The organism is Pontibacter liquoris (assembly GCF_022758235.1).
Lineage (GTDB): Bacteria > Bacteroidota > Bacteroidia > Cytophagales > Hymenobacteraceae > Pontibacter > Pontibacter liquoris.
In genome coordinates this window covers 429,724-442,083 of the sequence record NZ_JALEBG010000003.1, presented here as the reverse complement: position 1 = coordinate 442,083, position 12,360 = coordinate 429,724, and the positions used below count along the sequence as shown (strand labels likewise).

9 protein-coding genes are annotated in these 12,360 nt (G+C 53.5%); 5 read left to right on the top strand and 4 right to left on the bottom strand.

Annotated elements, in window-relative coordinates; translation table 11 throughout:
• Together LWL52_RS18815 and LWL52_RS18810 are read left to right on the top strand one after the other, a co-directional pair.
• Nucleotides 1-546: a hypothetical protein gene (locus tag LWL52_RS18815; RefSeq protein WP_242923230.1), complete on the top strand. Its 546-nt coding sequence runs from the start codon at nt 1-3 to the stop codon at nt 544-546.
• A gap of 114 nt (nt 547-660) precedes the next feature.
• Nucleotides 661-1,611, top strand: a complete 951-nt coding sequence (locus LWL52_RS18810) for an FG-GAP repeat domain-containing protein (RefSeq protein ID WP_242923228.1) — start codon at nt 661-663, stop codon at nt 1,609-1,611.
• 116 nt (nt 1,612-1,727) lie between these two features.
• Here LWL52_RS18810 and LWL52_RS18805 read toward each other — a convergent pair whose 3' ends face one another.
• Nucleotides 1,728-3,086 (bottom strand): vanadium-dependent haloperoxidase, encoded by a 1,359-nt coding sequence (locus LWL52_RS18805; RefSeq protein ID WP_242923226.1) that lies wholly within the window; start codon nt 3,084-3,086, stop codon nt 1,728-1,730.
• 505 nt (nt 3,087-3,591) lie between these two features.
• On the opposite strand from LWL52_RS18805, the gene LWL52_RS18800 reads away from it, so the two are divergent.
• On the top strand, nt 3,592-6,867 hold the full coding sequence (locus tag LWL52_RS18800; RefSeq protein ID WP_242923224.1) for a ThuA domain-containing protein: 3,276 nt from the start codon (nt 3,592-3,594) through the stop codon (nt 6,865-6,867).
• Between the two features lie 86 nt (nt 6,868-6,953).
• Here the strand turns inward: LWL52_RS18800 and LWL52_RS18795 are convergent, their stop codons facing one another.
• A complete protein-coding gene (locus tag LWL52_RS18795; RefSeq protein WP_242923222.1) occupies nt 6,954-7,904 on the bottom strand; it encodes a sugar phosphate isomerase/epimerase family protein in 951 nt (316 codons plus the stop codon).
• A gap of 104 nt (nt 7,905-8,008) precedes the next feature.
• Nucleotides 8,009-9,940 carry a glycoside hydrolase family 3 protein gene (locus LWL52_RS18790; RefSeq protein WP_242923220.1) on the bottom strand — a complete coding sequence of 644 codons (1,932 nt, stop codon included), beginning with the start codon at nt 9,938-9,940 and terminating at the stop codon, nt 8,009-8,011.
• A 134-nt stretch (nt 9,941-10,074) separates the two neighbouring features.
• Here LWL52_RS18790 and LWL52_RS18785 point away from each other — a divergent pair, with 134 nt between their 5' ends.
• Both LWL52_RS18785 and LWL52_RS18780 read left to right on the top strand, forming a co-directional pair.
• Complete coding sequence (locus tag LWL52_RS18785) at nt 10,075-10,830, top strand: NUDIX hydrolase (RefSeq protein WP_242923217.1); 756 nt, start codon at nt 10,075-10,077, stop codon at nt 10,828-10,830.
• Between the two features lie 101 nt (nt 10,831-10,931).
• Nucleotides 10,932-11,453, top strand: a complete 522-nt coding sequence (locus LWL52_RS18780) for a TlpA family protein disulfide reductase (RefSeq protein ID WP_242923215.1) — start codon at nt 10,932-10,934, stop codon at nt 11,451-11,453.
• Nucleotides 11,454-11,512: 59 nt separating this feature from the next.
• Here the strand turns inward: LWL52_RS18780 and LWL52_RS18775 are convergent, their stop codons facing one another.
• Entirely contained in the window at nt 11,513-12,274 is a 762-nt protein-coding gene (locus LWL52_RS18775; RefSeq protein WP_242923213.1) for a creatininase family protein, read from the bottom strand.
• Nucleotides 12,275-12,360: the final 86 nt, after the last annotated feature.

Sequence of the window (12,360 nt, the reverse complement as noted above, 5' to 3'; positions counted from 1 at the left end):
ATGCAATTTGCCAGACTCTTTGTAGCGGTAGCGCTGTTGAGCAGTTGCTCCGGCAGCCCGGATCATACGTCAGCAGCTGAGGGCGGGCAGGCAAACCAGCAACCTGTCAGCCTGCCTGATACCACCGAAACGCTTCACTTAAACGGGCAGCAACTGGCGCAGGCATATTGCCGGGCCTGCCACGCGTTTCCGGAGCCTGCGTTGCTGGATAAAGCAACCTGGCAGGAAGGTGTTTTGCCGCAAATGGGACTTAGGTTAGGAATAAACCCTTCGGGCAGCAGCCTCTACATGAATAAGCCGCCTGAAGAGGTGACCGAGCTGATGCAGGCAAAGATATTTCCGGAGCGGCCGCTGATGGCGCAGCGGGACTGGGACAAGATTGTGGCTTACTACCTGCAGCATGCACCCGACAAACTTACTTTACCGGCAACACCCGCCGTAGCACCCGCGCTGGCGGATTTTACTGTCATCACCCCTGTCTTGAACAAAGGGAAGTATGCGCTGACCACGCTGGTGAAGTATGAGCCGGCGGCACAGGCGCTTTGAGTGGGCGACCTGCGCAACTGGCTCTTTCAACTAAATAAAAATCTGCAGGTAACAGACTCTGTGCAGCTGGCCTCTGCGCCGGTGGATGTAGTAAAATAAAACGGAACCTACCAGGTGCTGACAATCGGCCACATGAACCCGTCGGATGTAAAGCAGGGGCAGCTTGCCCAAGTCACGGGTCCCTTTAAGGATGCTGTTCCTGAGCTGCAGCTCCAGGGCCTGCGCCGCCCGGTAAGTATGACGAAAGCTGACCTGGATGGCGACCAGTTAGAGGACCTGATTGTGTGCCAGTACGGCAATAACCTGGGTGCGCTGGTTTGGTACCGGCAGATAAGCCCGGGCAAGTATAAACCTGTTGTGCTGAAAAACCTGCCCGGCGCCCGCAAAGCAGAGGTCACTGATCTGAATGGCGATGGGCGACTGGATGTGGTTGCTATGTTTGCACAGGCCACGGAGTCTGTCAAGGTGTTTTATAACAAGGGAAATGGAGCTTTTGAAGAAAAGACGCTGGTGCAGTTTCCGCCGGTGTATGAGCTGAGTTACTTTGAACTGGTGGATTTTAACAAGGATGGCCATCTGGACATCGTGCTCTCCAACGGCGACAATGCAGATTACTCTCCCGTGCTCAAGCCATACCATGGTATCCGGGTACTGCTGAACAACGGCCAAAATACCTTCCGTGAAAGTTTCTTTTACCCGATGCCAGGTGCATCCAAGGTGCTGGCACGCGACTTTGACCAGGATGGTGACCTGGACCTGGCAGCCATTTCCTTTTTCCCTGATTTTAAAAACGCGCCTGAAAAAGGATTTGTATACTTGCAGCAGCAATCAGACCATACTTTTAAGGCCAGCACGTTCCCTCAGTCCCAGACAGGCCACTGGCTTACCATGGAAGCAGCCGATTACGACCAGGACAATGACCTGGACCTTATACTTGGGTCGTTTATTTACACACCTGCGCCACCTGCCATACAGCAGAAATGGATGAAAGAAGGGCCTGCTATACTTGTGCTGCAGAACAACAGCAAGCAGCCAAAAAGCAAAGTGGCAGTTGTAAAGAAATAAGGTTCAGGAAAAGCGAAAATCCAGCTAATGCTGAATTGGTTTTATGCTAATGTAAACAGAAAGAGGGCCTACCGGGATAGTATAACCGGCAGGCCCTCTTTAGTAAGTATAAACGCTTACTTAATGCTAAGCTGCGCTGTTTTATCCGTTTTGCGGGTGTGCAGCTTTGTCAGAACAAAGTTGCCGATGGCTTTTCCCTGCGCTGCGCCAAGGTCGCAGGCCGGGAAGAAATGGATGCCGCCATACACGCGGCTGTTGCCTACTTCTATAGCGGCCTGGTTAAAGGAGCTGAACTTACGGGGAGGCAAGCCGATCGCCATCTGGGTGGAGTCTACAAATGCAAAAGAATCCCCGAACTCGTGCGTAAGCACGGTCGCGACAGCCGCCGAAATAACGCTGTGGCCGCTCGGAAACTCCGGAAAAGGAGGCGTTTGCAATATTGGTTCCCAGTTCTCGTCTATGTAGCGGTTAATATAAGTAACGGGGCGGATGGAGTTCAGCTTGAATTTGGAGTCCCAGCAGCTGATAAAGCCATCTGACATAGCCGTTGTTACCAGCACATAGGTTTCAGCGGCTTCCATCAAACTGAGTTTCTTTTGCCGGATAGCATAATTGGTGATAGAGACCCAATGGCCCGGAGGCGTTAACTTCTGCTTGAAGTAGGTAACATGGCCTTTGGTATAAGACACATTCGGGTTATCGTCCCAGAAGCGGGCAATAAGCAACTTTTCGTCATCTATGTTTTTTACCAGTTCATACACTTTCTCGGCCTCTTTATGGAACGGAGAGGAAGCCGTAGAATCAAATGGCGCCGGTAATTCCGGTTTAAAAGCGGCAGCAGAGTCCATCAGAAAAGGACGGATCTTGTTCCAGTGCGGTTCTATGGCTGTGGAATAATCCGGGGCGGTGGGCTGCCATGCATCCGGCTTTTTGGTAAGGATATGGCGGGTAAGTGCCCGGGTCTCTTTGTAGTTGTCTTTTTTGGACCAGGCCAGAATGTGCTCTCCCACCTGGCGGCCATAAGCGATAGAATTAGCGAGTACCTCTTTTTTGATACCGATCGCCCTGATCTGATCCAGGTACTGATCTTCATACTTTTGCAGATTGGCTTCTACCAAAGTAAGTTTTTTGCCAACCGTGGCAAATGCGATCACGCTGGAAGCCGGGTAATAGATCTCCTGGCCAGGTGCAGGTTTGGGCACGGCGGTCAGCCCGTTCAGCTGTCCTTCCAGCGACACGTAGGTCGGGTTCCCCGGTACCAATGCTTCGTAGGCAGCAATGTTGGGGTAAGTATAAAGGCGGCTGGCAACAGGCGGCGAAAAGATATCCTTGATAATGATCTCACTTAGATGGTCATTCCAGGCAAGGAGCTGCGTGCGCGAAAAGTTGTCAAGCGCTGCCTGGTCCTGCTTTTCCTGGCAACTGAATAAAAAGGGGAACACGAAGAGCAGGCACAGATACGTAACACGTCTCATGCGATGGGTAGGTTAAGGTGAATAGGTTGGCTGAATTTAAACAAATTTTTGAAAACTATTACTTTAAACCAGCATTGTGCATGTTTTATATACAGCAACAGTTTTTAGTCAAAATCAAGAACCTGGTAAGTATACAAGGATAGCAGTTTTGACTTAAATAAAGTTCATTAAAACATTAAATAACACAAGTATAAAGCTGGGCTTCACGGCAGCACGTAGGGTATAAGCGCCTAAGTAGAAGCAATGAGCGGCTAACAGGTATAAAATGCCAGTCCAATTGGTGAACTCAGGCATTAAATTGAAAGTATAACACCGGATTCTACAGTTTGTACTTGCCAGAACTACAAACTATTCCTAAATTGACTGTACGAATGTCTTCTTTAATTTAAGCATAAAACTACGTTAAATGATACGAGTGCACTCTTCTGTAAAAGCAGGCAGTTCCTGTCTTTTCTTGCTTTTTGCCTTCCTTATTTGCAGTTGTTCCGGCAAGAGACCCGACAAAGTGCTCATTTTCTCTAAGAACACCGCCGGGCAGCAAGCCTCAAACCAGGCAATGCAGGCGCTTGCCGCTTATGTTTCAGAGAACAAGATCACGGCCGATACTACTTCCAATCCCGCCTATTTTGCAGAAGACTCGCTTCAAAACTACGGTGCGGTAGTGTTCCTGCATACTTCGCAGGATGTGCTCAATACCCGCCAGCAAAACGAGATCGAGCGCTTTGTGCAGGCCGGCGGCGGCCTGGCAGCCATACATGTTCCGGGCAGTTCCCGCTACCAATGGCCCTGGTTCAACAAAATGCTGGGCGCCACCTATAACAAACAGCCCGACAGCCTGGCAACTGTTTCGACCGTTAGCCTGCAAGTGGCAGGAGAGGAGAAGCCGCTCACCGAAGGACTGCCTAAAAGCTGGACCCAGTCCGATGCGTTCTACAACCTGTCGGACCTGAGCCCCGAAGCCAAGGTGGTGGTGCAAACGCAGCAGAAGGCGCCTGTGTCGTGGTACCGGGCGTATGATGGCGGCCGCATGTTTTATACTTCCGCCGGCGGCACGCCCGACAGCTACAAAAACAAGGATCTCCTCAAGCACCTGCTGGGCGGTATCAAGTATACGCTGGAAGGCCCTGCACTGAATTACGAGCATGCCTACACCGAGCAGGTGCCCGAAGACAACCGGTTCCTGCAGGTGGTGCTGGATACCTACCTCCACGAGCCGATCGAAATGGAGATCATGCGCGATGGCCGTGTTTTATTTATCGAGCGCCTGGGCACCCTGAAGTTGTATGAGCCGGAGAAGAAAGCCACCCGCGTGATAGCTAACCTGGATGTGCACACCGAAGGCAATTACGAAGACGGTTTGCTGGGCCTGGAACTGGACCCGAATTTTGAAAAGAACAACTACATTTACCTCTACTACTCGCCGGAAGGCGATAAAGCCGTGCAGAACCTGTCGCGCTTTAAGCTGCTGGGCGGCGACAGCCTGATCATGCGTTCGGAGAAAGTGGTTCTGCAGGTGCCGGTGCAGCGCGAAACCTGCTGCCACTCGGCCGGCAACGTATACTTTGGGCCCGACGGCTATTTATACCTGACCACCGGCGACAATACCAGCTCCAAAGAGTCGGATGGCTTTACGCCTATCGATGAGCGGCCGGGCCGCGGTCCTTTTGATGCGCAGAAATCTTCGGGTAACACCCACGACCTGCGCGGCAAGATACTGCGAATCAAGGTGCAGCCGGATGGCTCTTATACTATCCCGGAGGGTAACCTGTTTCCCAAAGATGGCTCCAAAGGACGTCCGGAAATTTACGTGATGGGCGCCCGCAACCCTTACCGCATGACGGTAGACAAGCGCGGCTATGTATACTGGGGCGATGTAGGCCCGGATGGCGGCGTTGCCAATGAGCGCGGGCCGCTGAGCCAGGACGAGTGGAACCAGGCCCGTCAGCCGGGCTATTACGGCTGGCCATACTTTGTAGGCGACAACAAAGCCTATGCTGATTTTAACTTCGCTACCAACGTGGTGGGCCCCCGCTTTAACCCGCAACAGCCAGTAAACGAATCACCGAACAACTACGGTTCCAAAATGCTGCCGCCGGCGCAAAAAGCCATGATCTGGTATCCGTACGGCGAGTCGGAGGAGTTCCCGATGCTGGGCACGGGCTCCCGCAGTGCCATGGCCGGGCCGTTTTATTATGCGGGCAACTATAGCCCTTCACGTTATAAGTTTCCGAAGTACTACGATAACAAGATGTTCATTTTTGAGTGGGCGCGTGATTGGGTGAAAGTACTGACGTTTAATGAGCAGGGTGACCTGCAGAAGATCGAACCGTTTTTGCCAACCCAGAAATTTGCCCACCCGATCGATATGAAGTTCGGGCGCGACGGCGCGATGTATGTGCTGCAGTATGGCGCCAATTATTTTGCCCGCAACCCCGATGCCACATTGGTGCGCATCGAGTATGCCGAAGGCAATCGCCAGCCAGTTGCCCAGATCAGTGCGGAGAAAACCGTTGGCGCGGCGCCTTTCAAGGTAAAGCTCTCGGGCAAAGAATCGTTTGATTATGACAAGGAGGATGCGCTGACCTATGCCTGGCAGTCAGGTGCCGGCGAGGAATCTTCGGAAGCGGCCCCCGTTTTCACTTATACCAAGCCTGGCGTTTACCGCCCTAAACTGACCGTTACGGACAAGGAAGGCGACAAAGCGACAGCCGAAATGCAGATTAAAGTAGGCAACGATGTGCCCGAGGTAGCCATTGCGGTGGCCGGTAACCGCAGTTTTTATTTCGACAACAGCACCCTGAACTACAAAGTGAATGTGCGCGACAAAGAAGACGGGCAGCTGAACCAGGGCATCGATCCTGGCCAGGTAAACTTTGCCATCGATTACCTTTCGGAAGGCAACGACCTGGCCCTGTTAAGTTCCAACACCGGGAATGCCGCAGGAGGCTCTGTGAAGTTTATCCGGGGCAAAACCCTGGTAGCCGGCAGCGATTGCCAGTCGTGCCATGCCCTGGACGAGAAATCCATCGGGCCATCGTTTAAAGCTGTCGCGGCAAGGTATAAGGGCAATGCCGCAGCCGAGCCGATGCTGGCCAAAAAGATCATTACGGGCGGAAACGGCAACTGGGGCAAAACGATGATGGCGGCTCACCCGCAGCTTTCCCAGAAAGAAACAACCGCCATGGTACAGTATATCCTCTCGCTGGCAGACGGGGGGCAAAGCAGGTTACCGTTAGCCGGCAGCTATACTTTGAAAGAGCACACCGGCGAAGCAGGAACCTACGTGATCTCGGCCAGCTATACCGACAAAGGCAACAAAGTAACCGGGCCACTCACCGGCCGCCAGGTGGTCATGCTGCGCAACCCGCGCGTGCAGGCCGAGGAATTTGATTCCTTCCGTAATGTAGGGCGCCAGCAGCCGCATGGCGACGGCGCTTCGGTGGTAAGCGATATCAAGGATGGCTCTTATATCTCGTTTAAAAACATTGATCTGACAGGTATAAAAGCGCTGCATTTCCAGTTGATGTCCGGTAAAAACGGCGGCACCATTGAAGTGCATGCCGGCGCGCCGAATGGCAGGTTGGTAGGCACTGCCACCTTCGCTCCGGGTACCGAGGATGGAGCCTGGCGCACCGTGGCCTTGCCGGTAAGCACCCGTCCGCAAGGTGTAAACGAGCTGTTCTTTGTGTTCCGTAACAAGGAGGTGAAAGACAGAAGCTTTATGCAGCTGGATTGGGTTTACTTTGATGCCGGCAGCGGCCCGCGCGTAGCAGCCAAATAAGTTGCTGGCCATTGGCGCATAAATTAAAAAGGCTCCCCGTGTAAAACGGGGAGCCTTTTTAATTTATGGTGTTTATACGTTGGGGCTTAGCTCAGCACTTTCACCAGGTTGTTGTAGCTGGTCGTGATGCTGATCAGCGGGTTGCCCGGCGTCTGGTCCTGCTCTACAAAGTAGTATTTCATACCGGCCACATCTGCTTTGTCGAAGATGCGCTTAAAATCGATGGTGCCGTTGCCTACTTCGGTAAAGAACTTTTTATCGGTATTATCCATGTCCTTAACGTGCCACATCGGGAACCTGCCCGGGTGCTGTTCGAACAAGGCTACCGGATCGTTGCCCGATTTGGTGGCCCAGTAAAGATCCAGCTCCATACCTACCAGGTCTTTGTCCGTCTCGGCCAGAATCAGGTCGTAAGGGTGCTGGCCTTCCAAGGTTTCAAATTCAAAGTCGTGGTTATGGTAGGCAAATTTCAGCCCTGCTTTTTTACAGGCCTCGCCAGCACGGTTAAACAGCTCAATGGCCCGCTTATACTGGTCAATGGATTTGCGCTCGCTCGGGAACATAAAGGCGCAGGTCAGGTAATCCTGTCCCGATTCGGCGGCCATGTCTACCAGCTGCTGCAGTCCGTTGTTCAGCGTCAGAAATTCCGGTGGCAGGGGCGCCTCCTGTGGCAACTGGTTGCCCGGAAGCACGTGGCTGCTGCGCAGTTTCATGCCCATGTCCTCGGCCATGGCAGCAAATTCCCGGGGTTTCATGCCATAGTAGTGGCCCGATTTACCGGCAGCCGATTCGAGGTTCTTGTAGCCGATGGTAGCAATTTTCTGCAGGGTGCCCCGCACGTCCTGGTCCATCAGTTCGCGCACTGTGTAAAGCTGCAGGCCAACGGCCAGCTTCTTGCCGGCGGTGGTGCTGTTTTTGCGGCCTCCTTCGGCCTGGCTGCTATCTTGTGAGACAGCACTGCCGGCGCAGCCGGGCAGCAACAGGCTGCCGAGTGCCAGGGCGCCTGTGGTCTTAAAAAAGTTTCTTCTGTTTAGCATGGTGCGTTGATACGGGTTGTTGATTCTGACAGGTTACCGGCTTTTTTGTAAAAAACAAAGCGCAGCTGGTAGTATCGGCTTACGATATAGAATATAGAAAGATATTAATAACGTAATCCGAATCCAAACTTATACAAGGGGTCTTTGGAGTCGTAGGGCAGGTCTTCCTTTTGGTTGCGCACGGCCTCCATCGACGAAGGTAGCTCAAAGGGCAGTTTGCCTTCGGGCTGGGCTTTGCCGAAGATCACATCCAGCACGGCGGCATCGCTGGCGCCGAAGTTTGCCAGCAGGCCTTTTGCCTGGCGGCTGATCTCGGGGATCACGGCCGGGCGGTCGAGGTAAATGTCCACCACCGTCGGTACCGTTTTGAGCAGCTGGAGGATGTCAGCCTTTTCCTTGCCTTTAAAATCCAGGTCGCCGTGGTGAAACCCTTTGGCAAAAGGGTTCTGCGTCTCTACCGGGTACCAGGGCGCTTTGAGGCGAAGTATGGCAATATCCGCTTCCTTCGGGTTCTCGACCACAGTACCATACTGCGCTGCCACTTTGGGGTCCACATTCTTTACGTAGATTTTTAGCTTGCCCGGCTGCAGCGGCAGCACCTTGCCCTCGTTCTTGAGCAGGGTCATGGCGCGGCGCTGCGAGGCTTCGCCGGCTGCTTTAAAGGCGGGGTTGCTGAGCACTTTTACGGCATTCTCCACATCCACATAGGGGTTGTCGAAGAGGCCGAGCTGAAACTTCTGGCGCAGCAAGCGGCGCACCGATTCATCTAGGCGCGCTTCGGTCAGCTTACCGGCTTTTACCAGTTGCACCACTAACTCAGGCAGGCTCTCGCCGCCAAACTGGTCCACACCGGCATCAATGACTTTCTTCACCCGGTCTTCGGGGCTCAGTTTTTCTACGCCCCAGGCGCGGGCCGGCCAAACTGCCACGCCCATGTTCACATCCGTGATCAGGCCCCAGTCGGTGCACACCACGCCATCGAATTTATACTTGTTGCGGAGCAGCCCGGTAATAATGGCTTTGTTAAACGAGAAGGCCACGTCCTCATCTGTCTGGCCGGTGGGCACGCCATAGTAAGGCATAATGGCGGCAGTGTTTGCTTCAAAAGCCGCTTCGAACGGGATCAGGTGGTAAGCAAAGTTATGGCCCGGGTATACCTGGCCTTTCTGAAATTCGAAGTGCGGATCGAGGCCTTCTTTTTGCGGGCCGCCACCGGTAAAGTGCTTCGTCATGCAGGCCACGCTGTTAGGTCCCAGCTGCTCGCCCTGGAAGCCCAGGATGTAGGCTTTGGCCATGCGTGCGGTGAGCTGGGCATCTTCGCCAAAGGTGCCGCTGATGCGGGGCCAGCGCGGTTCGGTGGCCAGGTCTACCTGCGGGTGCAGGGCCTCTCGCATCCCCACGGCCACATACTCCTGGCGGGCAATGTCGGCAAACTGCCGGGTTAGTTCCTCGTCGCCGATGGCGCCCAGGCCCAGCGGTTCGCACCACTGCGAAAAGCCGGTAGCGGCCATGGAGAAGATCGTTTCGCTGAAATGGTTGCGCGGGTCCGAGGCAATGGTAACAGGGATGCCTAGGCGGGTATTTTCCGCTACTTTCTGGATGGCGTTATACCCTGTGGCCAGCGCACGGGTATCAGGTACCTGCCAGAAGTTAAAGTGGTTCATGTGCTTGCCGTCTATGGATTCGGCAGCGGAGGGCAGGGCAGCGGCAAATCCTTTGGCTCCGGGCTGTTTCTCAATGGTGCCATCGGCATTGATCACCGTGCCGTTGATGAACATCATGCCAGCTTTCTCCTCCAGCGTCATCTGCGCCAGGATGTCGTTTACGCGGGCTTCCACTGTTTGGGTGCTGTCCTCATACACATCCATTCTGCCATTCTTGTTCAGGTCGCGGTAGGGGGCTGCGGTGGCCTTGGTAGTTGAGGCTGTTGGGCTGCCGGAGGCACTGGGAGTGCTTTTGCTGTTGCTGCAGGCTACCCCAGTAAGCAGCAGCAGCGCTACCGGAAGCTGCTTTACCATTCGTTTTGTTACGCTCATGTTAAATGGTTTTGTAGAAATATTTGTTTTCTTTGTGTCTTGCTGACGCAATGTAAAATATTTTCTGGTTTTGGAATACTTTCCGGATGGTTTAATTTCGTGCCGGCAGCCCTAAGGCACCGACAGGTAAAAAGATGGACGATATACTTCAGAACGGGCATAAACTGTTGCACCCTGGCTTGTCAGTGGATTGCGTGATCTTTGGCTTCCATGGCAACCAGCTTAAGGTGCTTTTGCTGCGGATGAAGCATGCCGCCCAATGGGCGCTACCGGGCGGCTTTGTCCGCAAAGAAGAGGATGTAGACGATGCCGCCGTCCGGGTACTGCAATCCCGCACCGGCCTGGAAGACGTGTTCCTGCGCCAGTTTTACCTGTTTGGAGAGGTAGCCCGCAGCGAGCCAAATTTAAACGGAGAGATGATGGTCCGGCAGGGGAAAGCACCGGATCAGGACCATTGGCTGCGGCAGCGTTTTGTTTCGATGGGCTATTACGCGCTGGTCGATTTCCAAACGGCCGTTCCCAGGCCCGACCCGATTTCCGATGCCTGTGCCTGGTGGGACCTGCAGCAGGTGCCTGTCCTGGCGCTGGACCATAGCCAGATACTGGCCAAAGCCCTGGAGACACTTCGCCGCCAACTGACCTACCAGCCCATCGGCTACAACCTGCTGCCTGAGAAATTTACCATGCCCGAGCTCCAGAAACTCTACGAAACCATTTTAAACAAAGCGCTGGACCGCCGGAACTTTCAGAGGAAAATGCTGGGTTATGGCATTCTGAAGCGGCTGGAGGAACGTAAAAGCGGAGGAGCACACAAGGCGCCCTACTTATATTCGTTTGATAAAGAAAGATACCAGCTGGCCCTGCAGGACGGCTTGCAGCAGGGCTGGTAACATAGCCTGGTACTGGCCGAAAGACGTAGGCGCCCTTGCTGGCTTTGCACGATTATAATTTTAACTTTAGGATCTGTTTTAATCCAGGGAAAAGAAAGAGAATGAAAAAGATACTGATTTCGGTGGTGGCTGCCCTTGTGGTGGTAACGGCCATATTTTATGTGATCCTTAAAAAGAATGCCGCAAAAGAGCAGGAGGCTGCCCCGGTAGTGGCTAAAAATGCTACAAACGAGCTGCCCTGGTTGCCGATGACGAATGCGGACGGCACCCGGTTTATGGCCCACAGCCTGAAAGGCAAAACGATCCTGGTGCTTTTTCAGCCGGACTGTGACCATTGCCAGCGCGAAGCAACGCAGATAAGCGAGCACCTGGAGGCATTTGCGCCTTACAATGTATACTTTGTATCGGATGCCGGTGCCCCGCAGCTCCTTAAATTTGCGCAGGATTACAAACTGGCGGGCCAGCAGAACATCCATTTTACCTCTGCCACGGCCAATGATATTTATGAGAACATGGGTTCTACGCCTGTTCCGGCCATGTATGTGTTCTCAGAAGAGGGGAAGCTGGTAAAGTCTTTTATCGGGGAAACACCTATCGAAGTGATCCTGCATTATCTAAAATAGCGCAGCTAAAGAAAAAGAGCGGGCCGCCTGTCATCTTCTGACTGGCGGCCCGCTCTTTTTTATTCATAAAGGTCGTTGAGCTTGGCCTGGGCCAGGTCTACAAAAAGGCGGCTCATTTTATTTGTAACGTCCTCAAAAAAGCGTTCGCCTTTCTCTTTGGTCGCTTTCTTGGGGTTACCTACGCCGGTATCTTCTGATATCTGCGACCAATTGCGCTCTGCCCATGCCCAGCCTTCGCGGTAGGCCTGAATGCGGGGCTTTTTAGAACGACCCTCGCCGGCCTGCTCTAGGGGCAGCACCAGGTCCGGTCGCAGGTGCAGCAGCAGGCTCGTTTCCATCTCATCGGCATGGTCGCCGGCATTTTCGAAGTACTCTGACTTGTTCATAGATTGAAACCAGTTGCAGCTCGAAAGGAACATATCCGGGTACTTTAAGCCAAGCTCCCGCAGGATGTTCTTAAAGTCGTTGCCGCCATGGCTGTTGAGTATAAGCAGCTTCCGGATGCCCTGGCGGTTGAGCACCTCCAGCACATCGTTCAGCACAGCAGCCTGCGTGCTGGGGCTCATGTTAATATCCAGCAAAATATCGGTTTGGCCGGTGTTTACCCCAAACGGAATGGTAGGCAGTACAATTACCCGCGCACCTGCTTCCCAGGCTTTGCGCGCCGCTTCGGCAGCAATGTAATCCGATTCGATCACGTCGGTACCGTAGGGCAGGTGATAATTGTGCGCTTCGGTGGCGCCCCAAGGCAAAACGGCCACCTCAAAAGGCTCCTTTTTGATCTCTTTCCAGTTTGTTTCTGCTAAAATATAGGGTCTCATAGAAGTATAGTTAGTTTAAAAGATAACGAAGGCTGCCAAAGCAGTTGCGCCGGCTAAGGTAGTATAAACGCGCTAATCAGCCGAAG